The sequence below is a fragment of the Providencia sp. PROV156 genome, from assembly GCF_028480905.1.
Lineage (GTDB): Bacteria > Pseudomonadota > Gammaproteobacteria > Enterobacterales > Enterobacteriaceae > Providencia > Providencia hangzhouensis.
Window position 1 is genome coordinate 61,177 of the sequence record NZ_JAMPPE010000003.1, and the last position, 22,695, is coordinate 83,871.

General features: G+C 39.6%; 24 protein-coding genes and 1 tRNA gene. 15 read left to right on the top strand and 10 right to left on the bottom strand.

Translation table 11 applies throughout. The annotated features are described in order from the left end of the window. Nucleotides 1–31: 31 nt before the first annotated feature. Nucleotides 32–841, bottom strand: coding sequence for a prepilin peptidase (locus PSF31_RS02645; RefSeq protein WP_096864764.1), 810 nt, complete (start codon nucleotides 839–841; stop codon nucleotides 32–34). A gap of 279 nt (nucleotides 842–1,120) precedes the next feature. Between PSF31_RS02645 and rsmE the strand changes: the two genes are divergently transcribed. The 9 genes from rsmE (at nucleotide 1,121) to hemW (ending at nucleotide 8,003) form a co-directional block, all read left to right on the top strand. Then, entirely contained in the window at nucleotides 1,121–1,852 is a 732-nt protein-coding gene (rsmE, locus tag PSF31_RS02650; RefSeq protein WP_004264709.1) for a 16S rRNA (uracil(1498)-N(3))-methyltransferase, read from the top strand. A 9-nt stretch (nucleotides 1,853–1,861) separates the two neighbouring features. Next, complete coding sequence (gene gshB / locus PSF31_RS02655; RefSeq protein ID WP_004264707.1) at nucleotides 1,862–2,809, top strand: glutathione synthase; 948 nt, start codon at nucleotides 1,862–1,864, stop codon at nucleotides 2,807–2,809. Nucleotides 2,810–2,999: 190 nt separating this feature from the next. Then, entirely contained in the window at nucleotides 3,000–3,563 is a 564-nt protein-coding gene (locus PSF31_RS02660; RefSeq protein ID WP_094962048.1) for a YqgE/AlgH family protein, read from the top strand. Further along, nucleotides 3,563–3,982 carry a Holliday junction resolvase RuvX gene (ruvX, locus tag PSF31_RS02665; RefSeq protein WP_004264697.1) on the top strand — a complete coding sequence of 140 codons (420 nt, stop codon included), beginning with the start codon at nucleotides 3,563–3,565 and terminating at the stop codon, nucleotides 3,980–3,982. Before PSF31_RS02660 ends, ruvX begins: the two co-directional genes overlap by 1 nt. 147 nt (nucleotides 3,983–4,129) lie before the next feature. After that, nucleotides 4,130–4,822: a YggS family pyridoxal phosphate-dependent enzyme gene (locus tag PSF31_RS02670; RefSeq protein ID WP_094962049.1), complete on the top strand. Its 693-nt coding sequence runs from the start codon at nucleotides 4,130–4,132 to the stop codon at nucleotides 4,820–4,822. A gap of 13 nt (nucleotides 4,823–4,835) precedes the next feature. Then, nucleotides 4,836–5,657: a pyrroline-5-carboxylate reductase gene (gene proC / locus PSF31_RS02675; protein ID WP_004264693.1), complete on the top strand. Its 822-nt coding sequence runs from the start codon at nucleotides 4,836–4,838 to the stop codon at nucleotides 5,655–5,657. A 19-nt stretch (nucleotides 5,658–5,676) separates the two neighbouring features. Beyond that, the gene (locus PSF31_RS02680) at nucleotides 5,677–6,261 is read left to right on the top strand and encodes a YggT family protein (protein WP_094962050.1); all 585 of its coding nucleotides are present in this window, start codon (nucleotides 5,677–5,679) and stop codon (nucleotides 6,259–6,261) included. Nucleotides 6,262–6,277: 16 nt separating this feature from the next. Then, entirely contained in the window at nucleotides 6,278–6,871 is a 594-nt protein-coding gene (locus PSF31_RS02685) for an XTP/dITP diphosphatase (protein WP_094962051.1), read from the top strand. Then, the gene (gene hemW / locus PSF31_RS02690) at nucleotides 6,864–8,003 is read left to right on the top strand and encodes a radical SAM family heme chaperone HemW (RefSeq protein WP_096864763.1); all 1,140 of its coding nucleotides are present in this window, start codon (nucleotides 6,864–6,866) and stop codon (nucleotides 8,001–8,003) included. The genes PSF31_RS02685 and hemW overlap by 8 nt, the downstream gene beginning before the upstream one ends. Before the next feature lie 161 nt (nucleotides 8,004–8,164). On the opposite strand, the gene PSF31_RS02695 is transcribed toward hemW, so the two are convergent. The 5 genes from PSF31_RS02695 to trmB all read right to left on the bottom strand — a co-directional run bounded on the left by PSF31_RS02695 (nucleotide 8,165) and on the right by trmB (nucleotide 12,171). Next, on the bottom strand, nucleotides 8,165–9,115 hold the full coding sequence (locus PSF31_RS02695; RefSeq protein ID WP_004264683.1) for a siderophore ABC transporter substrate-binding protein: 951 nt from the start codon (nucleotides 9,113–9,115) through the stop codon (nucleotides 8,165–8,167). 212 nt (nucleotides 9,116–9,327) lie between these two features. Continuing rightward, nucleotides 9,328–10,059 (bottom strand): DUF2884 domain-containing protein, encoded by a 732-nt coding sequence (locus tag PSF31_RS02700; protein WP_096864761.1) that lies wholly within the window; start codon nucleotides 10,057–10,059, stop codon nucleotides 9,328–9,330. A gap of 23 nt (nucleotides 10,060–10,082) precedes the next feature. Next, nucleotides 10,083–11,000, bottom strand: a complete 918-nt coding sequence (gene glsB / locus PSF31_RS02705) for a glutaminase B (protein ID WP_420719994.1) — start codon at nucleotides 10,998–11,000, stop codon at nucleotides 10,083–10,085. A gap of 119 nt (nucleotides 11,001–11,119) precedes the next feature. Then, nucleotides 11,120–11,452, bottom strand: a complete 333-nt coding sequence (locus tag PSF31_RS02710; protein WP_004264672.1) for a YggL family protein — start codon at nucleotides 11,450–11,452, stop codon at nucleotides 11,120–11,122. After that, a complete protein-coding gene (gene trmB / locus PSF31_RS02715; protein WP_004264669.1) occupies nucleotides 11,452–12,171 on the bottom strand; it encodes a tRNA (guanosine(46)-N7)-methyltransferase TrmB in 720 nt (239 codons plus the stop codon). Before trmB ends, PSF31_RS02710 begins: the two co-directional genes overlap by 1 nt. A gap of 289 nt (nucleotides 12,172–12,460) precedes the next feature. Here trmB and mutY point away from each other — a divergent pair, with 289 nt between their 5' ends. From mutY to PSF31_RS02735, 4 genes are all read left to right on the top strand, one after another. Further along, nucleotides 12,461–13,513: an A/G-specific adenine glycosylase gene (mutY, locus tag PSF31_RS02720; RefSeq protein WP_096864759.1), complete on the top strand. Its 1,053-nt coding sequence runs from the start codon at nucleotides 12,461–12,463 to the stop codon at nucleotides 13,511–13,513. Nucleotides 13,514–13,523: 10 nt separating this feature from the next. After that, on the top strand, nucleotides 13,524–13,793 hold the full coding sequence (locus PSF31_RS02725) for an oxidative damage protection protein (RefSeq protein ID WP_042848738.1): 270 nt from the start codon (nucleotides 13,524–13,526) through the stop codon (nucleotides 13,791–13,793). Nucleotides 13,794–13,847: 54 nt separating this feature from the next. After that, nucleotides 13,848–14,921 (top strand): membrane-bound lytic murein transglycosylase MltC, encoded by a 1,074-nt coding sequence (gene mltC, locus PSF31_RS02730; protein ID WP_004264664.1) that lies wholly within the window; start codon nucleotides 13,848–13,850, stop codon nucleotides 14,919–14,921. 183 nt (nucleotides 14,922–15,104) lie between these two features. Continuing rightward, a tRNA-Phe gene (locus PSF31_RS02735) sits at nucleotides 15,105–15,180 on the top strand. A gap of 114 nt (nucleotides 15,181–15,294) precedes the next feature. On the opposite strand, the gene PSF31_RS02740 is transcribed toward PSF31_RS02735, so the two are convergent. Genes PSF31_RS02740 through melR form a run of 3 tightly spaced genes read right to left on the bottom strand, consistent with a single transcriptional unit; the run spans nucleotide 15,295 to nucleotide 18,992 of the window. Then, the gene (locus PSF31_RS02740) at nucleotides 15,295–16,476 is read right to left on the bottom strand and encodes a MalY/PatB family protein (RefSeq protein ID WP_164561207.1); all 1,182 of its coding nucleotides are present in this window, start codon (nucleotides 16,474–16,476) and stop codon (nucleotides 15,295–15,297) included. A gap of 45 nt (nucleotides 16,477–16,521) precedes the next feature. Beyond that, nucleotides 16,522–17,970 (bottom strand): Na+/H+ antiporter NhaC, encoded by a 1,449-nt coding sequence (nhaC, locus tag PSF31_RS02745; protein WP_096864757.1) that lies wholly within the window; start codon nucleotides 17,968–17,970, stop codon nucleotides 16,522–16,524. A 59-nt stretch (nucleotides 17,971–18,029) separates the two neighbouring features. Beyond that, nucleotides 18,030–18,992, bottom strand: a complete 963-nt coding sequence (gene melR / locus PSF31_RS02750; protein ID WP_096864756.1) for a transcriptional regulator MelR — start codon at nucleotides 18,990–18,992, stop codon at nucleotides 18,030–18,032. A gap of 621 nt (nucleotides 18,993–19,613) precedes the next feature. Between melR and PSF31_RS02755 the strand changes: the two genes are divergently transcribed. Continuing rightward, complete coding sequence (locus PSF31_RS02755; protein ID WP_096864755.1) at nucleotides 19,614–20,132, top strand: ClbS/DfsB family four-helix bundle protein; 519 nt, start codon at nucleotides 19,614–19,616, stop codon at nucleotides 20,130–20,132. A 409-nt stretch (nucleotides 20,133–20,541) separates the two neighbouring features. On the opposite strand, the gene hypT is transcribed toward PSF31_RS02755, so the two are convergent. Next, a complete protein-coding gene (gene hypT, locus PSF31_RS02760; RefSeq protein WP_004905229.1) occupies nucleotides 20,542–21,450 on the bottom strand; it encodes a hypochlorite stress DNA-binding transcriptional regulator HypT in 909 nt (302 codons plus the stop codon). Between the two features lie 460 nt (nucleotides 21,451–21,910). Here hypT and PSF31_RS02765 point away from each other — a divergent pair, with 460 nt between their 5' ends. Beyond that, entirely contained in the window at nucleotides 21,911–22,639 is a 729-nt protein-coding gene (locus tag PSF31_RS02765; protein ID WP_164561208.1) for an aspartate/glutamate racemase family protein, read from the top strand. Nucleotides 22,640–22,695 lie beyond the last annotated feature (56 nt).

Consider the following 22,695-nt stretch of genomic DNA (forward strand, 5'->3'; position numbering starts at 1 on the left):
TTCATGCATGCACGTATGGTTGTCTTTTAATTTAATATTCAATTATTGATAAATACAACCATATGCTAGCGCTAATAATTAGCGCGGGACCAAATGGGATCGTCTTCGTTTTTTTAGCTATTTTTTCCCCAGATAATGTCTCAGGGTAGGCCTGATTCGCCTGTTGCTTCTTTTGATATATTTTAGGCAATAACCCATAGATTACCCAATATTGTAATAGCCCTACCCCTGCGGCAGTCCCCAAAAAGTAAGGAAGCTGCCAAACCCCAAGCCAGGCAGAACAAGCGGCAACGAGTTTAAAATCCCCCCTCCCCATTTGTGGCTGAGACGTTTGTTTTTCAACCAATGTCACCACCATAAGCATAACTAAGTAACTGATCAGCACCGCGTAAATAGCTGAAACCACATTCCCATTTGGCAAATGAATTTGATATAACAGCCCCAACCATAATAATGGGTATGTAAGAATATCAGGGAGATAACCTATTTTATTATCAATGATGAATAATGGAATTATCAAATTAATATATAGTATTAAAAATAAAATCATATATAAACCATCAGACTTCCAATATATTATAAAAATTAATACGCCATATATTAGAAGTAGAATAGTATTTTTAATAATAATTTTTGATTTATCAAAAAAAACAACTGGTAAATAAATAAGTAGCTTTTTAGTCGAGAAAAAAGAGATTAACAACATAATCAAAGCAGAAAAAATACAAACAAAATCAAACGGATTTGTAAATTTTCCATTTTGGCATGATAATATAAACTGCTCAGACGGTGAAATAATAGATATAGCTGATGATATAAAAATACAAATTAGTTCCCTCATATTAACTCCTTATTCCTTTATGGAGATAAAAATAAATATACTGTGAATTTTCGATGCTCCCAACACTTTAATTCCGTTGAGTGGAGTCGGTTTATTCGAATATCATGATCTCCTAGTTTGCTTTCATCACTGTTTAAGATATCGCTTATGGCACAGACATACTATAAAAGGTCAGTATTTCGTTATAAACTAGGTAGTAGCGCTTGAGTTTAACAATTCAACCCCCATATTCATCAAAGTTATATTATTTATTAACCCAGTTTGTACTAAGGAAAAGCTATGCGCATTCCACGCATTTATCACCCTGAGCCTCTTCAAATAAATACAACAATTTCTCTTGGTGATGATGCCGCAAACCATGTCGGCCGGGTGCTACGCATGACTGCTGGCCAAAAACTCGAACTTTTTGATGGCAGCAATCAGACCTTTAGTGCTGAAATTACTGAAGCAACTAAAAAAAACGTATTCGTACACATTGAAAATAGCCAAATTGATGATAGAGAATCCCCGCTCGATTTGCACCTAGGGCAAGTCATGTCTCGTGGGGAAAAAATGGAATTTACCATCCAGAAATCTGTCGAACTCGGAGTTAATACAATAACACCTTTATTATCAGAACGTTGTGGTGTTCGCTTAGATGGCGAACGACTCGAAAAAAAATTACTACAATGGCAAAAAATTGCAATTGCAGCCTGTGAACAATGCGGCCGCAACCGAATTCCAGAAATTCGCCCAGTGCAAACCCTTGAAGCCTGGTGCACCGAGAATGACGGTGCGTTTAAAGTCAATTTACACCCACGGGCAACAGAAAGTATTAATACGCTACCCACTGAACTAAAGAAAGTACGATTGTTGATTGGCCCTGAAGGTGGCTTGTCAGCAGACGAAATTGCCATGACAGCAAACTATCAATTTACCGATATACTGTTAGGGCCTCGAGTATTACGAACAGAAACGACTGCGCTAACCGCTATCACAGCACTGCAAGTGCGCTTAGGTGATCTGGGGTAAGGAGAAAAAATGATCAAGCTCGGTATAGTGATGGATCCTATTTCATCCATCAAAATCAAGAAAGACACCAGTTTTGCAATGATGTTGGAAGCTCAGCGTCGTGGTTATGAAATCCATTATATGGAAATGAATGACCTGTATTTACACCAAGGTGAAGCTCGCGCACAAACAAAAATCGTGACGGTCGAAGAAAACCCTGAAAAATGGTATGAATTTCATGGCGAACAAGACATCGCCCTAAGTTCACTTGATGCCATTTTAATGCGTAAAGACCCGCCTTTTGACACTGAATTTATCTATGCGACTTATATTTTAGAAAGAGCGGAACAAGCCGGCACCCTAATTGTGAATAAGCCGCAAAGCCTACGCGACTGTAATGAGAAATTGTTTACGGCTTGGTTTGCTGAATTAACACCGGACACATTAGTCACTCGCAGCCCACAAAAGTTGAGAGAATTTCACCAAAAACATGGCGATGTCATTTTTAAACCACTCGATGGTATGGGTGGCGCTTCGATTTTCCGCCTCAAACAAGATGATCCAAATGTGGGTGTGATTATTGAAACGCTAACAGAACATAGCTCCCGCTACTGCATGGCACAAAACTTCCTGCCAGCAATTAAAGATGGTGATAAACGTGTCTTAGTTGTTGATGGTGAACCCGTTCCGTATTGTTTAGCACGAATTCCAGCTCAAGGCGAAACCCGAGGTAACCTTGCTGCGGGTGGCCGTGGGGAAGCGCGTCCATTAAGTGAAAGTGACTGGGCCATTGCGCGTGCTGTCGCGCCAACATTAAAAGAAAAAGGCTTAATTTTTGTTGGTCTTGATATCATCGGTGACCGTTTAACTGAAATTAACGTGACCAGCCCAACGTGTGCACGGGAAATTGAAGCCGCATTTGATATCTCCATTACCGGTATGTTAATGGATGCCATTGAACGCCGTCTCAATAAATAATTTATAGCGGTGGTTTATTCTTACTGATGATTTTTATTTTTTCCATGCAATATATTGTTTTTAAAAGAGATATTCCCTCACGCGATATATTATTTTCAAACGATAAAAGTCATCAGTTTTATTTACCACCTTATAGTTTTGCCTTTTATTGTGTTCTATCAATTGTTTTTAAATTTGCTGGAGTCTAAGTTTGAATCTGCAAAACCATTTTCTTATCGCTATGCCATCCTTAACAGACCCTTATTTTGAACAGTCGGTCGTTTATGTGTGTGAGCACAATGAAAAAGGGGCGATGGGGATCGTGATTAACAAACCTATTGATGACTTTTCTGTCGATACGATGCTCAAAAAACTCGAAATTACGATTTCAGATAAAATTGATAACCGTAATTTAAAAAAGCCCGTCATTGCGGGAGGCCCTGTTGCAGAAGAACATGGGTTTATCTTACACACACCAATTAAAGGCTTTTTATCTAGCCTGCATTTAAATGATGACGTTATGGTGACGACGTCAAAAGATATCTTAGAGACTTTAGGAAGTGAGCACTCGCCTACCAACTCATTAGTGGCGCTAGGTTATGCAAGCTGGGAGCCAGGCCAACTTGAGCGTGAAATTATGGAAAATAGCTGGCTAACCGTTGAAGCTTCTCCTCAGCTTATTTTTGACACACCCATTCATGAACGCTGGAGTGCCGCGGCTAAATTAATTGGTGTTGATATTCATACAATTTCAATGCAAGCGGGGCATGCTTAATGTCTGGAAGAACTTTGTTAGCCTTTGATTTTGGAACCAAAAGTATCGGTGTTGCAGTTGGACAAGAAATTACAGGTACTGCACGACCATTAACCTCATTGAAAGCCAGTGACGGCCGCCCTGATTGGCAACAAATCGAAAAGTTACTTAAAGAATGGCAACCACAGTTGGTTATTGTCGGGCTTCCCCTTAATATGGATGGTACGGAGCAACTGGTTACAAGCCAAGCCCGTAATTTTGCCAATCGAATTCATGGCCGTTTTGGTGTTAAAGTCGAACTACATGATGAACGTCTTTCCACGGTTGAAGCAAAAGCAGGCCTTTTTGAACAAGGCGGTTATCGAGCACTAAGCAAAGGCAAAGTTGATTCAGCCTCTGCCGTGGTGATCCTTGAAAGCTGGTTTGAACAACAGATGTAATTATTGCGTATTTTGCGTGGTTATTTTTAGCTTAACCTCACGCCATGGTGCCGTTCTGATGTAATTTGCTTTACACTATGGTCAACAGCCGCTATTCATGTATGACATGAATAAAATAGTATTGAATAAACCATATTGAATAAAATAATGACCATTCAAAATAATATCTCTGATGTCACCGCGCGTATTGAGCATGCTGCCGCAGAGTGCCAGCGCTCACCACAGGACATTACGCTACTCGCGGTAAGTAAAACAAAACCTTGTGAAGCTATTTCAGAAGCCATTGAGGCAGGTCAGCGCCAATTTGGTGAGAATTATGTTCAAGAAGGTGTTGAGAAAATTCAATATTTTTCACATAGAAATGACCTTATTTGGCATTTTATTGGCCCATTACAGTCAAATAAAAGCCGCCTTGTCGCTGAACATTTTGACTGGTTTCATACCTTAGACAGAGCGAAAATTGCTCAGCGCTTAAATGACCAACGTCCTAGTGAAAAAGCCCCTCTCAATGTGCTAATTCAAATTAATATCAGCGATGAAAACAGTAAATCGGGTATAACACTAGCAGAAGTCGCAGAACTTGCTGCACAGGTCGCTACTATGCCAAACCTAGTGTTACGCGGCCTGATGACGATCCCTGCACCTGAAACGGATTATGAACGCCAGTGTGCGGTGTTTCATCAAATGAATGAGGCATTTGAGCAATTAAAAACCACTTATCCCACGGTTGACACCCTTTCAATGGGGATGACTGATGATATGCGTGCAGCAATCCATTGCGGTTCAACACTTGTTCGCATAGGAACCGCTATTTTTGGCGCGCGCCAATATCACCAATAAATAGGAGAACAGAATGCAACATCGTAAAATTGCCTTCATCGGCGCCGGAAATATGGCTCACGCCATCATTGCTGGGCTGGTTAACCATGGTTACCCTGCATCGATGATCACGGTGTGTTCTCCGACACCTGTGCGTCGAGATAAACTGGCTGAACAATATGGCATTATCAGCAGTCATGATAACTTAGCCGCTGTCAAAGCTGCGGATGTGATTGTCCTTGCCGTTAAGCCGCAAATGATGAAAGAAGTATGTGAACCACTACAAAATGCGGCTGATTTTGAGCAAAAATTAGTCCTAACCATTGCGGCTGGGATCCCAGCAGAACGTTATAACGACTATTTCGCTCATTCGCTGAATTTAGTGCGCATCATGCCAAACACGCCATCATTGGTAGGGAAAGGCGTTAGTGGGCTATTTGCTCAAGGGAAAGTTTCAGAGCAAGACAAACAATTTGCACAAGAACTGATGCAAAGTGTCGGCTCAACGATTTGGTGCCAACAAGAACAAGAAATCAATAACATTATTGCTATTACTGGTAGCTCTCCTGCCTATTTCTTTCTATTTATGGAATCAATGCAGCAAAAAGCAGAGCAACTCGGTTATGATAAACAACAAGCTAGAGAGCTCGTTCTTCATGCGATTGAGGGGGCTGTAGAACTTGCTAAGTCACAAAATGACACGGCTTTTTCGACTCTACGTGAACAAGTCACCTCTAAAGGCGGTACCACCGCGATGGCTTTAGAGCAATTTTATAATGGAAATCTTCCGCAGATTGTTGCCGATGCAATGCAAAGCGCAATAAATAGAGCGGAAGAAATGGAAAAACTTTTTTAAATTAATCGCGGAACTCACCATGCAGACCTTAGTATTCGTCGTTACTACCCTGATTCAACTGTATATTTTTGTATTACTACTGCGCGTATGGATGCAGTGGGTGCGTGCAGATTTTTACAATCCCTTTTCGAAATTTGTTGTCAAAGCAACACAGCCTATCGTCGCACCATTGCGCCGAGTCATTCCTTCTTTTGGCGCGATAGATACCGCTTCAGTGGTTGTGGCATTTATTTTAGCCATTGCAGCTATTATTTTTGGTATGTGGGCGACTAACTTGCTCCCTATTTTAGGCATAAGTATTTTGCCTATGGGGCTGATTTTATTATTAACCTATACCGGTAAATTGATTTTTTGGATGATTTTAATCCGTGCAATTTTAAGCTGGGTCAGCCAAGGCCGTAACCCTGTAGACTATTTATTATACCAATTAACAGAACCTTTAATGGCGCCAATTCGTCGTATCATCCCTGCTATGGGTGGGTTAGATTTCTCCGCAATGATTGTGATGTTTATTTTAATTGCACTGAATTATCTGCGTGTTGATATCTCACTGATGATTGACCCATCATTGACTGCAATGATGTATTCCATTGGTATTATGTAAAAACGAGTTTTAAATAATGCAAAAAGTTGTTTTAGCCACCGGTAACCCCGGGAAAGTGAATGAGTTAGCTGACCTACTACGTGATTTTGGGATGGATATCGTCGCACAAACCTCATTAGGTGTTGAATCTGCAGAAGAAACAGGCTTAACCTTTATTGAAAATGCGATCTTAAAAGCACGCCATGCAGCAGCACAAACCGGGTTACCCGCAATTGCTGATGATTCAGGAATTTCTGTTGATGCACTCGGTGGCGCACCTGGCATTTACTCTGCACGTTATGCAGGGGAAGATGCGACCGATGAGCAAAACCTGATAAAATTACTTGAAGCAATGAAAAATGTGCCTGACGACCAACGTCAGGCTCAATTCAACTGCGTTCTGGTCTATTTACGCCATGCAGAAGACCCAACGCCGTTGGTTTTTCATGGTCGCTGGCACGGTGTCATAACTCATGAACGCAAAGGCCAAGGTGGCTTCGGTTATGACCCTATATTTTATGTTCCTGAATTAGGTTGCACCTCAGCAGAGTTAACAAAAGCAGAAAAACAAGCCGTTTCACATCGTGGAAGAGCCCTCACAATGATGTTGGATGCGCTGAAGAATGCTTAAATTACCCCCGCTTAGCCTGTATATCCATATCCCCTGGTGTGTGCAAAAATGCCCTTATTGTGACTTCAACTCGCACACACTTAAGGGGGAAATTCCTCAGCAAGAATATGTGGCACACTTGTTGGCCGATTTAGACATTGATGCAAAATTAGTTGCAGGGCGTTCGGTAAAAACCATTTTTATTGGGGGTGGAACGCCCAGTTTATTAAGTGCTGAGTCAATGCAAGCATTAATGGATGGCGTACGTCAGAGAGTTGATTTAGACCCTCACGCAGAAGTCACCATGGAAGCAAACCCCGGAACTGTTGAGGCTGACCGTTTTGCAGGTTACCAAGCGGCAGGAATCAACCGTATTTCTATTGGTGTACAAAGTTTCGGTAATGACAAATTAATCACTTTAGGGCGTATTCATGGCGCTGATGAAGCGAAACGCGCCGCTCAGTTGGCCACTAATCTTAATTTAAGAAGCTTTAACCTCGATTTAATGCATGGGTTACCTGCGCAAACTCAAATTGAAGGTTTATCTGACCTGCGCCAAGCCATTGAACTTGCACCTCCGCACCTGTCTTGGTACCAATTAACCATTGAACCCAACACTCAGTTTGGCTCACGTCCTCCGGTATTACCCGATGACGATACACTGTGGGATATTTACACCGAAGGCCATAAATTATTGAGTGCGGCAGGTTATCAGCAATATGAAACATCCGCCTATGCTAAACCTGGTTACCAATGCCAACACAATCTCAATTACTGGCGCTTTGGTGACTATTTAGGCATCGGTTGTGGTGCTCATGGAAAAATTTCTTTTGAAGATGGTCAAATTTTACGAACCGTAAAAACAAAACACCCTCGAGGTTATATGGAGGGGCGTTATATGCACCAATCCTATGATGTTGATGCCTCCGATAGGCCATTTGAATATTTCATGAACCGCTTTCGCCTGCTTGAAGCTATGCCTCGCGCTGAATTTACCCAATATACAGGGTTACCAGAATCAACAGTTAGAGCGGCTATTGATGAAGCCTTAGCTAAAAGCTATATCACAGAAACTGTGGATGAATGGCAGATCACTGAGCATGGAAAATTGTTTCTCAATTCCCTATTAGAGTTATTTTTAGGTGAAGAGTAGCGGTTATTCGATTTATTTATAATATCATTTCACTTATAAATTAGATGAAAGCCCACTTCATTTGACGTGGGCTTTTGTTTAGAGATAAAAATGAAATAGACAAGAATAACAATTGAGGTAATACATATTGCCACCATCAATAAGACAGTGGCAGATATCAGTTACAGGGCATTAACTACCGCATTAACTTGTTCAGTTAAGCTGACTAAACCACCACCTGACAAATACCATAAGTCAGATTGCAGGTAAGTAATTTTGCCATCTTTATAAGCTTTGGTTTCTTGAATATTGCTGTCTTCAAATACCGTTTTATCCAGTTTACCTGCACCAATCGCTTCGCTACGGTCAACAATCAGGATCACGTCTGGATTCGCTTGAGCAATAGTTTTGGTATCCACTACACGACGTTTTGCTTTATCTGCACTTTCATCAACAGGTAGGTCAGCGCGTTGCGCTTTCACAACGTTGTAAACAACAGCTTGGCTGTTTGGAATTAATTTGCCGTCATTATGCATCAGCACTAACACTTTTTTATTAGAATCAGCCGCTTTCTTCTGGGCGTCTGCGATGACTTTATCTAATTGAACCAACTGCTCATCAACCGCTTTTTGGTTACCATAGAGCTCACCAATCACACCAATGTTGGCTTTTACAGAATCAATATAGTGCTTGCTATCAGAGCCTAAATTGATGGTGGGTGCAATTTTTGATAACTCATCATAAGACTTACCTTGACGACCCGTGATCACAATCAGGTCAGGTTTTAATTGCGCGATTTTGGCTAAATCAGGTTGTTTCATTCCACCTGCATTTTCCATTGATGCAGGGATGCTGCCTTTTATATAAGCGGGAGCATTGCCAGTTGGTAGTGCAACAACCTTGTCACCTAAGCCGAGTTTTTGCATTGAGTCATAAACACCGAAATCAAACAGAACCACTTTTTGTGGTTTTTTCACGACTTCAGTTTCACCTGATAGGTGTTTGATCGTCACTTTTTCAACACCTTGTGCTGTAACCGCATTTGGCGTGAAAGTGGTAGATTCAGCGCTGAGGGCGAAAGGCGCAGAGAATGACAACACAGAAACAAGCAGAGCAGGAATGAACTTTTTCATTTAAATGATCCCAATTTAGTCATTAAGCCAAACCCGCATTGTAAAGTGAGCAGCTTAGATGTCAATCAAATAAGAATCAATTTCATTTTCATTCCCATTAATGGAATTAATGTCACACAAATTGATGATAGAGATAATACAGATAAAATAAAAAAACAGTAATGTACAAAAAATACATTACTGCTCATAAGGTTATTGTGATTTTAGTGCTATCAGCTACTTTTGATTGAATTAAGTAATGAGACGCGTTGTTGCTCTATTGAGGTTACTTTAGAACAAACTTGTTGGCCAAATTGCTGGAAGCTTTTCTCTTGTTTTTTCCATTCAGATTCGAGCTCTTGTTGTAACCCGCCTAAGTTCCCTAACATACCTTGTAGCGCTTTATTAGCATCACCACCCGATAATAATTGCTTGCGCCCCATTTCGTTGATGCTGTCTTGTAAAATGCCACCCAAGCTTTCATTAACTAACTCGCGTCCTTTCGCTTCAACGGTTTTCATGGCTTCATGGTGAAATACATAACCATTAGGGCGAGTCTCAATAATTTGATTGATTTGCCCATTAAGCTCTTTTTCTAGTTTTGTTAACCGGTTAAGGATATTGCTATCGCTACCAACCACTTTAACAACAACTTTGTCTATCGTTTCCCTTGAAGTTGATAATTTTTTTTCTGATTCTTGTTTTATCCAAGGTAAATCCTGACGGATAGAGGCTTGGTAACGAATAGCTTGCTGCTTTTGGGCCTCTGTTGCAGCAACATTTTTACCGTTAAGCGTGATATCACCATTTGGCGTAATTTTTAAATCGCCACTTGCACCAATAACTTGCACACTTCCAGGTGTCATAACGATGTCATCCTTTGGTGTTACAGAACAGTTATAATCTGCAGCTTGGCTCGTCGCACAAGCAAGGAGTGAAAATGCAATTAATGTACGGCGTAACATAAAATCTCCTAGTAGAGCATTAATTAAAAAACAGAACGCCCAATTCGTTTCGATAATAACTCTAAAGCCGCACAGCCGACTAAAGAGTTCCCCGCCGAGTCTAGCTCAGGTGACCAAACCGCTACGGTAAATTGGTTTGGAACCACACAAACAATACCGCCACCAACACCAGACTTGCCGGGCATTCCTATCCGAAATGCAAACTCACCAGAACCGTCATACATACCACAAGTCATCATTAATGCGTTGATTTTCCTTGATTGTAGTGGCGTGATGATGGGGTCAATGGAGCAAGATGACATCCCTTGCGATGTTAAATAGGAAAAACACCTCGCTAATTCAACACAGTTCATACTTAGAGAGCAATAATGAAAATAAGTTTCGAGAACCGTTAAAACATCATTTTCAAAATTTCCAAAAGATTTCATAAGATAAGCAATAGCTGCATTACGACTGGCGTGTTCCAATTCTGAGCGAGCGACAACCGTGTCATAACTGATATCCGGTTCGCAGGACAACTTTCGGACAAACTCTAGCATGCGCTGTTTAGGTGCGCTTAGACGTGATTGCAACATATCAGCAATAACAATGGCTCCCGCATTGATAAACGGGTTTCGAGGTATCCCCTTTTCCATTTCAATTTGAATTAACGAATTAAAGGGTAGCCCTGAGGGTTCTTTACCTACACGGCTCCAAATTTCCTCTTCCTCATAACGTGTCATTGCAAGCGTGAGGCTTAATACTTTTGAAATAGATTGAATTGAAAAACGTTGATATGCGTCCCCTGCGGTGAAAATATCACCGTCAATCGTGGATACCGCAATGCCTAAATGGTGGGAAGGTACGCAACCTAAAGCAGGAATATAATTTGCAACACAACCTTGCCCAATCAGTGGGCGAACTTGGTCTAGGATATCGTTGAGTAGCTGGTTAGAAAGCATGGCGCTCAAAACGTTGACTCCAGATAGTATTTGCAACAGAAAATAAAGGCACCCAATTTTTGGATGCCTCTTCAAGCGACTGAAAGCTCAGTTTATTTATTGAGATTGACTCAATAAAATTATTCTTCCCACCAAACATCAAACAGCTCAGAAACGACGACGTCATTCATGCCTTTTGATTTTAGCCAATTTTCAACAATTTGACGGTGCTCTTCGGTACATTTGCCAATTTTTTGTAAGCAAACGATCCCTTCCCAGTTCATATAGCCACTTGCTTCAAACGCCAAACCATTCGGTTCAATCGCTTCTGCAATCAGTTGGTCAACGGTGCTGTCAACTTCCTCAATCGGCGTACCTTCTTTAAAGCTCCACTTAACAGTAAAGCCTAACTCTTGGAACTCATCCAAGCGTAATTTTTTACGTAAACGACGACTACGTGGTTGTTTAGCCATTATTTGATCCTCTCAAACATTAAATCCCATACACCGTGCCCTAACCGCTGGCCGCGCTTTTCAAATTTTGTTTCTGGTCTTGTTTCTGGACGAGGAACGTAATCACCTGATGGTGATAAGTTTTTATACCCTTCGACACTCGTCATCACTTCAAGCATGTGCTCTGCATAAGGCTGCCAATCTGTTGCCATATGGAAAACACCGCCGATAGCTAGTTTGCTACGAATTTTTTCTGCAAACGGAACTTGCACAATACGGCGCTTATTGTGTTTCGCTTTATGCCATGGGTCAGGGAAAAATAACTGAACCATCGCAAGGCTGCCGTTTGGGATCATGCAGTCTAAAACTTCTATTGCATCATGGCACATCACCCGTAAATTGGTGACGTTTTCTTCTTTTGCTGATGCTAAACATGCGCCAACACCGGGAGCATGAACTTCAATACCTAAAAAGTTTTTATCTGCATTTTGAGATGCCATGGTCACCAATGAGGCGCCCATCCCAAACCCAATTTCCAAGGTAACTGGATTTGAGTTATTGAATACTTTGGCAAAATCAAAAGGTTCATTGATAAAATCGATGCCTTTTTCTGCCCATTCTTTTTCTAATGCGTCTTCCTGACGTTTTGTCAGACGCCCTTGACGGCGGACAAAACTACGGACTCGGCGCATAACCCGCCCATCTTCATTATATTCGGGGGAGATAACATTATTGATCATAATAAAGGTTCTAAAATGAGTGCCCAATTAAGTTAATGTGCCAACAATCAAGTTTATAAGGTGATTGGTTACCAAACCTATCAATTTACAGCCCTAAATGCCCAAGTTGTAGTGATTAACTTTACCCTTGAGGCATGATGGATATCGGAGTTTAGCAAAACTTCCACAAGGATGCAGTTGATAATTCGCTAACTTTACACTAAACAACACAATAGCGGTTTACAGCCCCCTTCGTCTATGTTGCAATTCCTACCATGACTGGAAATATCAATAAAAAATAAAATTATTAATGGAAGCTCAACAATTTTCATCTGCAGTACTTAACTGGTATCACAAATATGGTCGTAAGACGTTGCCATGGCAACAGGAAAAATCGTCCTACCATGTTTGGTTATCAGAAGTTATGCTGCAACAAACCCAAGTGAGTACTGTAATCCCTTATTTTGAGAAGTTTATCTCTCGCTTTGAGGATGTGACCGCCCTTGCCAACGCTCCTCTTGATGAAGTTTTGCACTTATGGACAGGGCTCGGCTATTACGCCCGGGCTAGAAATCTCCATAAAGCCGCTCAAGTGATCGCGACTCAATATGGGGGCTCATTTCCCACTACATTTGATGAGGTTTTAGCGCTGCCTGGGGTTGGCCGGTCTACTGCTGGGGCAATTTTATCATTATCGCAAAAACAGCATTACCCTATCCTCGATGGTAATGTTAAACGCGTATTAGCTCGAGCTTATGCGGTTGATGGCTGGCCGGGTAAAAAAGAAGTCGAAAACCGTTTGTGGGAAATCAGCACTGATGTCACCCCACAAGTGGGAGTTGAATTTTTTAACCAAGCGATGATGGATTTAGGCGCAATGGTCTGCACTCGCAGTAAACCAAAATGCGAACTATGCCCGCTTAATTTTGGCTGTATGGCCTATGCTAATCATTCATGGCAAAACTACCCAGGTAAAAAACCAAAACAGAAAATCCCTGAAAAGAGTGCTTGGTTTCTAATTATTCAGCACGACGATGATGTGTGGTTAGAACAACGTCCACCATCCGGTATTTGGGGGGGATTATTTGCCTTTCCACAGTTTGATTCTTTAGAGCAACTCAATGATTGGCTGAACGAATCTGGCTTTGAGTATACTCAATTAGAGCAATTAATTTCTTTTCGTCACACATTTAGCCATTTTCATTTAGATATTATCCCTGTAAAAGTTAAGATTCAGGCATTTAATTCTGCCATGGATGAAGGCAAAGGACTCTGGTATAACTTACACTTAGGCGCAACTATCGGCCTTGCTGCCCCAGTTGAAAGTTTACTAAAACAGCTCGCCTTACTACCTGATATTTGAGGAAAAATTAATGAGTAGAACCATTTTTTGTACATTTTTACAACGTGATGCAGATGGGCAAGATTTTCAGCTTTACCCAGGTGAGTTAGGAAAACGTATTTTTAACGAGATTTCAAAAGAGGCATGGAGCCAGTGGATGGCAAAGCAAACCATGCTCATTAATGAAAAGAAACTTAATACGATGAACCCTGATGACCGTAAAATGTTAGAACAAGAAATGATTAAGTTCTTGTTTGAAGGCCACGATATCCATATTGATGGCTATACACCTGAAAAATAATCTGTTTGTCTACCTACTTAGTAGGTAGACTTTTGCCCCAAGACTGTGAATCGTATGAAAAAACTATTTGCGCTGAGTTTGTTGATCCCTCTAATTATTTCTTGTTCTAGCAAGCAAAAATCTGACTTTAACCCTGATTATGTCAAAGATACCAATGGGTTCGATATATTAATGGGTCAATTTGCCCACAATATTGAAAATATTTGGGGCATTAAAGAAGTATTAATTGCGGGTCCAAAAGACTACGTAAAATATACCGATGAATACCGAACTCGTAGCCATATTAATTTTGATGCAGGGACCATTACGGTTGAGACTATTTCAGCGGTAGAGCCTTCACAGCACTTAAAGAAAGCCATTGTCACCACCTTATTAATGGGGGACGACCCCAATTCCATTGACCTCTATTCTGATATCAATGATATTCCTCACAGCAAAGAACCCTTTTTATTTGGCCAAGTGCTCGATAACACAGGAGAAGCGATTCGTTGGGAATGGAGAGCCACAAAGTTTGCTGATTATCTGATTGAAAATAAAATGCAGCGCAGACAGTCTGGTATGAATATTGTTTGGTCCGTGACTATGCAATTAGTACCAAACCATTTAGATAAACGGGCTCATAAATATTTACCTTATATTAAGAAATCTGCGGCCAAATATGGTGTTGATGAGTCATTAATCCTCGCGATTATGCAAATTGAGTCGAGTTTCAACCCTTATGCAGTTAGCCGCTCTGATGCGCTTGGTTTAATGCAAATTATGCCAAATACCGCCGGCAAAGATGTTTTCCGCTCACAAGGGAAATCCGGTGTTCCTAGCCGTAGCTATTTGTTTGACCCAGAAAAAAATATTGATACGGGTACGGCTTACTTAGCCATATTGCAAAACAGCTACTTAGGCGATATTCGTAATCAAACCTCACGCCGTTATGCTGTTATTACCGCATATAATGGCGGCGCAGGCAGCGTTCTGCGGGTGTTCCACAGCGATAAAAAGCAAGCCGCGCAGCGTATTAATAATTTAGAACCGGGTGAAGTGTATGAAACCTTGTCCACTAAGCACCCTGCTGCAGAGTCACGTAATTACCTGATTAAAGTGAACAAAGCACAGAAAAATTATCTACGTTAAAATTTTCCAATAGTGAATGCCAGCCAAAATTTGATTTAAGGCTGGCATTAGTCATTAACCTTAATAATTTTATGTGTTTTCGATTAAAAACTAGCTAACATGTTGAAAAAAAGCGCATACAGTCAAAAGTTTATTGAAAGCGCCTTGACTCAACCAATGAAATCAGGTTTAATACGCTCCGTTGCCCGGATAGCTCAGTCGGTAGAGCAGGGGATTGAAAATCCCCGTGTCCTTGGTTCGATTCCGAGTCCGGGCACCACTTCTTTAAAGAACCCGCCCAAAAGGCGGGTTTTTGCTTTGTATCTACTTGAAGTCAGCACTCGCCCAATGTTTCAACTTAACTAAATTCAACTCGAACCTACCCGTATCAACCTTACTGTGCGGGTAAAACATGCCGTTTTTTATAAGCAGCCCTGAGGTTTTCCATAGCATGATCCAGTACATCCCGTGGAGACGCAACATTTAGTCTCATATGTTGTTCCCCCCCGGGACCGTATTGCTTTCCTGGGGAGAGCCCCAATCCCGCATCTCTGGTAAAAAAGGTCGCTAGTTGTTCATCATCCATACCTAATTTTTCAGCGTTCAAAAATAATAAATAAGAAGCTCCTCCATGTACAACAGAGAGGTCTGGGCAATGTTTTTCTATTGTTGCTTTTACAAATGCTATATTATCTGCCAGATACCCCAGTAATTTCTGATACCATTCTTCACAATGAATGAATGATGAAAAAATAACTGCCTGTTGAAGATAATTTGTCTCAGCAAGATGACATTGATCAAGAAAACCAAATACCTTTTCACGTAATTGTGGGTTCTTAATAATCATGAACCCACCCTGCACCCCCGGTACATTGAATGTTTTTCCGGGAGAGTGCAAGACTATCGACTGGCTAACCATGTCATCATCTAAGTTAAAAAAAGGTATATGTGATGTTTTAGAAAATACTAAATCACTATGTACTTCATCCGATATTACGATAACGTTTTCTTCATGGCAGTAACGCTTTATTTTTGAAAGTGTCTCTTTGCTCCATAAGACTCCACCAGGATTATGAGGAGAGACGAATAAAAATAATCTAGATTTTTTTAATTTGTCTCTAAAATCAATCCAGTTAATCTCATAAGAACCCTGACTTTCAATCAACTGGGACTGTATAAGAGTACGCTCACACCCTGGCACTAATTCTCGATATGGGTCGTATATCGGTGTCAAGGTCAGAATATTATCCCCCGGTTGAGATAGAGCAAGCAAAGATAAAACAACTGATTTTATTACTCCCGGAATAAAATGTATCCACTCCTCTTTAATCTGGCAATCATACCGCTTTTTATACCAGTAAATTATAGCCTCTTTCCAACCAGGGTAGTCCATATTATATCCCTGAATTGACTGTGAAAGAACGGATTTCATCTCTGACAAAATAGCATCGGGAGTACTAAAATCCATATCCGCAATCCATAAAGGTATAACGGTATCTGTCCCAAACATTTGTTTCATTTGCCCAGTTTTGCGGGATATAGGATCTCTGGAAATAGCTTGATCAAATAAAGACATATTTTGTACACCATTGTCTCGATATTAAATTAAATTTTCTGTAGCTCAGGATGCAGCCAGATATTCGGGGTCGTCATCTTTATCGTAAGGAGCAATACCAATACCTGTAGCGGCCCATAACAGAGCAAAAAATACACCGCTGTAACACAGAATTGCCCAAGGAAGATAATCGAGAGTTGCAACACCCAGCATCGTGGCACAATACACCCCAGAAGCTGACCATGGAATTATAGGCTCAACTACCGTACCTGCATCCTCTGTGGTTCTGGAAAGATTTTTAGTAGCCAGCCCTCTCCTTTTATATTCATCTTTAAATGCATCCCCGCATAGTAACAATGGTAATGTGCCATTTGCAGTACAAGCGCATATAGTAAAAGCACTCAGAATCGTTGTAAGTATTAGTCTGAAGGTAGATTTCACCCCTTCAGTCATTCTATGAATAACCGTATGCAAAGAGCCTGTTGCACTCATAGCACCAGCAAAACTGAACGCACTGAATACGGTAACGAAACTGCTAAACATGGAGATTGCCCCACCTCGCTCTAGTAAGCGTGGCATATCTGAAGATAATGTCGAAATATTCACGCCATCAGCCATACTTAATCTAAAGCCACTTACCACAGACTCTCCTACAGAAGCAGGAGTAAATGACTGGAAAACAAGTGCTAAAATGACTGAAACTAACGTTGATAAAAAAAGCATTGGAATGGGCGGTTTCTTGCTCAAAGAACCGTATAGTACAATGATAGGTGGCAAAATAAGCAAAACATTAAAATTATATACTTTAGCAATAGACGTCATCAGTATGGCAATACTGTCCGGTGTTGTCGCTGAGGCATCAATACTTAACCCCATATAAGTATATACAACACAGCACAGAATAAATCCGGGACCAGTTGTCCAAAGCAGATGGCCTATATGTGAATATAAATTCACACCTGCTGCTAAAGCTGCCATATTTGTCGAATCGGAAACAGGAGAAAGCTTATCTCCAAACCAGCAACCAGAAACAATGGCTCCAGCGGCAATCGCTAAGGGAATATTCAATCCGATAGCAACTCCTATCATTGCAATTCCTATTGTTCCGATTGATCCCCATGACGTTCCCGTACAAACAGAAATGAGAGCTCCAAGAAAGAATGCCGAAATATAAAAATACTGCGGATTTATAATCTTAAGGCCATAATATATCATCATAGGAATAGTGCCGGATACCATCCATGCACCAATAAGAAAACCAATACTAGCTACAATTAAGATAACGGGTAAGGCCTCTGATATTTTCAAACAAATAGATTTCAAAATATCATCCCACGTATAACCATGGGCAATAGCAACAAAAGAAGCTGTCGCTGTTCCTAAAAGGATCATGGGTTCAGCGCGTATATTAAATACAAAATATCCAATACTAATTGCAGCTAACATAATAAGCATAGGGAACAGTGACCAGAAGAAAGAAGGTCGCTGCTTACCTGGATGTGGAATGTTTTTCATTTTATATATCCCTGATTTTTATATTATGGAACAGGCTTATATTTCATTATTATTTACACTTACTTATTTATATGTTTAATACCTTTCTCTGGTGAGGAAACATGTAGACTATGTTCATGACTCAACCTTCGGTACTCTTTAGGAGGTATACCAACATGGTTTTTGAAAATACTGTAGAATCGGCTGCTAGATGTAAAACCAGCCAGCATGGCGATATCCATAATCGGTTTATCAGTATCGCTTAGCAGTGCTCGGACATGGTTAATACGTAGTGACATGATGTATTGCTTTATCGACATCTGCATAGACTTCTTAAAAATACCCATGGCGTAGTGAGTATTTAATTTCACATGTTCAGCGATATCATTAACAGTAAGGTGTTGATCACTATTTACGGCAATAAATTCAAGCATCTGACTGACATAAAACTGCGCGTGACGAGAGGTAGAATTCTGGGTTGAAGAAGATGTTTTATGTGCAGATACAGGGGACCATCCCAACATACTAAAGCGCTTAAGCATCAGAGCAACTTCATCAATTGCCAATTGTCGAATATGTGGATTAGGACTGTTGAGTTCATTCTGCCAGCGCTGAACCTCAATAATGCTCAACGGCTGTACGCTCAAAGATTGTATCACCCTCCCGTGCGTAACATGATTTATTAACTCCCGTTCCAAAGGCCACGATAAAAACAAATGCATAGGTAGGTTTATAATAGCCATTTGCTGGCAGTACCCCGGATCTATTAACTGATGGGGAGTGCATGCCCAGAATAATGTCACATGCCCCTGCTGGAACTGCACGGTCTCATTATTTATCAGGTAATTAACATTACCATCGAATGGAATATTTATTTCTACCTGTCCATGCCAGTGACTGTAAGACATTGCTAGAGGCGCCCGGAGTTCTATGTCCATTCTTTGCGACTCTGAATATAGAGCCAGTGGGCTTTTGGTCTGCTTATCATAACTACGGCACATATATGGATCATTCGGTAACCGTGGATAGTTTTTATCTGCCATAGCACTTACTCCGAGCCAACTGATTGAAAAGGTATCTACTGCATTTGTATCTTAGCGTAGATACTTCCCAAATTTACCTACATTTCATTGGATTTAATCCCATAAAGTCAGATTACGATGTGGCAGATCATCAATCTGACTTTATGGGAATAATCTTTTGTAAGTTTACATTCCATGTTAAGCAGTAACTTTTGTTAAGCTTCATCCTATACCTCTCAGTTGAAAGCCTAAATTGGTGGCCTATAAAACTGTATTGCGCCAGATTATCCAATCGTTCAGCTATTTGAGAGAGCTTTTCTGGCATCAGTTGTTGGGGACAGAGCATCAATGAAAGCTAGTAGAGAAAATGCTAGCGCCAGTAATGCGCCAAATACTACAAAATAAGGCCTGTGGTGCAGCCACGATATTATATGTAGCGCCCTAAAAAATTAGAAAAAATGGGAACAAAGCTGCTTAATTACTGAACTTATCAAAAGTTCAACTGGTCATCAGAACTTGATAGAAGGAGCTAGTTAATGATTGACTCTTCCTCTGTTGAGGTTGGTAATACATAATTGATTCATTTTCAAGCACCACACAGTGCTTTTATGGTGTATCTATTTTAATAAGAGAGAACTCCTTATGAGCGTACCCCAAACAAAAGCTGAACTACTTTTAGCTATTAATAAAAATTTCAGTAAATTAATTAGTTACCTTAATGCAATCCCGCCAGAAGTTATCTCAGAGCACTCAATGGATGGACATGCCAAAGGAACGGAAATGAGTGTTCGTGATCTTGTTTCGTATTTGCTCGGATGGAATTCTCTTGTTGTAAAATGGATCACCTCTGATGCCAAAGGTCTGCCAGTCGATTTTCCAGACACTGGTTTTAAATGGAACCAGCTAGGTCTTCTTGCCCAAAAATTTTATTCAGATTACAGTGAGTTAAATTATAACTCGTTAGTAGCTGAACTTCAGACTGTAAAAAATGAAATTGTGAAGCTTATTGATGAGCGAACTGATGATGTTTTATATGGTAAACCATGGTACTCAAAATGGACAATGGGCCGGATGATCTCATTTAATACTTCTTCGCCTTATGCTAACGCTAATGGGAGATTAAGAATGTGGGCAAAAAATAATAATATCAATTTAAAATAAGCATCAGCATCAAATTATATGGACGAAAATTCGCTCTATCCCCATGTCTTTTTCAGATGAAAAACCAAAAACTAGGAAAAATTAAAGTTCGTATGCTATTTACTCATGAAAAAGGTGTACCTTTACTTATTGAGTATCTAAAAAGTCATAAGGACTTAATTGAGAATCTCACTATCAGAGATATCAAGAAAGAGCGCGTCGAGGTAAATTTAAAGCTATTAGTACGCCAAAAAATCACTTTACCTGAATTTTACTGTTCTTTAAAACAGTTGGAATATGTGCATTCTGTTTCTCTAGATCATTAATTTTCTCACTTTTAAGGTGTTATATTTCCGCTAAATAAAAGGCGAATTACTTAAATAACCTGCTTATATTCGCAGGTTATTTACTTATAAATTACCTTTCCCCACTATAAATTCCGTAAATCCTCTGGAATATTTTTTTTCAAAATACGCCAAAAATCCTCTGCAGTTTTATTTAGTCGTGTATCCATGCGGTAAATATACGCTTGGATAGGTATCGTTAATTCAGGTGTATCCAAACAAACGAGTTTTTTTTCTTTCAATTCATTCACTACAGAATAAATGGGTAACCATGCTATACCATGGCCATCCAAAGCCATATTTTTTAGTAACTCACTCATTGATGACATAAAAAGTGTTTTTGAATTGATCGCACCAAACTCACTTAACCGACGATTAACTAATCTTCCCATATATGAAGCACTGGTATAATTCAGCAGCGGCACTTGAGGTTGATAGATGTCAAATAGCGGCTTACCCTGCTCATCCGCTGCACAAATTGGGTATAATTCAGATTCAAATACATTCAATGAGGAAAATGGTGATTGCATTAAATCTTCATCATAAAATGAGATAATAAAATCACTTTTCCCTTCTCTCAATGTGTTCACAACTTGTACGACATCAATAGCCTCAACATGGTAAACAAATTCTCCACCGTAGCCAGACAGCCCGTGAACTAATTTTGGGAGTAATGTTAACGACAACGAATGAGCTGCAGCAATTTTAATATTCGGTAGGCTCAATACATTATGGCCGGATAATTCATTTAAGTTACATTCCAGTTGTTGTAATAAACTACGCGCTTGAGAATGAAAAATTTTGCCCTCTTCAGATAACTGTAAAGGGGACGTCGTTCTATCAAATAATTCAACGCCAATGGCTTCCTCTAAAGCTTTAATACGACGGCTAAACGCGGGCTGAGAAATACTTCGCTGTTCTGCTGCATGAGAAAAATGTCGGCACGATTCTAGTGTTAAAAAATCATATAGCCATTTTGTTTCTATATTTTTCATCTTATTAAGCCTTAAATTGACTTGCTGTTAAAATATAAAAAATCAAAAGTATTTTTATTGATATTTTAAGTTAATGACTGGTTAAATAATCAAACTAAATTTGTAGTGGCGTTATTTGTATTATGCATAGCCCTACCATTTAAAACATTAACAAAAATCAAAAATTAATTTCATTTGCTTTTTTTAATCCATAGAATCCAGTCTATTCAGGCTTTCAGAGCCATTTATAAAAATGCTTTTATTTTGAATAAAAACTCTTAATGCATATCTTGCATCAAACCATACTTACTTGCATTTCTCATCTTAGATAAACATTGATAAATATTAACCACAGGCTAGGCAGTTATAAATAAGTTAATAACCATTTTAACATTAAAGTATATGTTAAATAAATTAATAAAGATAAGTGCTTATTGTTTTTTATTTTATAAAAAGACTAATGAAATGCAGGAGTATTAAAATGAAAGGCTTAATTGGTGTATTAGGTGGTATGGGGCCTGCCGCTACTGTCGATTTATTTAATAAATTCGTAAATTATACCGTAGTAAATAGAGACCAAGAGCATATTCCTTTAATTATATCATCTATTCCTGATATACCAGACCGAACGGACGCACTATTAAACCATGGTGAATCTCCTCTACCTTTAATGACTGACTATTTGAGAAAGCTAGAAAATGCAGGTGCCGAATGCATTGTTATACCTTGTAATACCGCACATTTTTGGTTTAGTGAACTGAAAGAGGTTTGCCACGTCGATATGCTAAGTATCGTTGAAACGACAACGAAAGAGGTACTAGCAACTAAGAAAAAAAATATCGGATTACTTGCAACAAATGCCACCATGTATATGGGGTTATACCAAAAAAATATAGAGAGCAATTATTTAAATTGCATTACACCTGATAAAAAAAACCAAGAAAATGTAATGGAAAGCATTTATTTATTAAAGTCAGGGAATAAAAAAATGGCTGAATCCATTATGAAAAAACAAGCTGAGATATTATTCTCCCGAGGAGCTGAAGTTATTGTTCTTGGCTGTACCGAAGTCCCTGTCATTCTTGAAAATGAAATAAATAATTATCCAGATAAATATATCGACTCAACTAGCTCATTAGTCAGAGCAAGTATTCACTGGTATGAAAACAGAGTCGGAAAACAAAATTTAATGATAAATAAAAATATTTAACTTATATCAACTATCAAAAATTAATTTTTTATATTACTCATGACAATATATTGTCT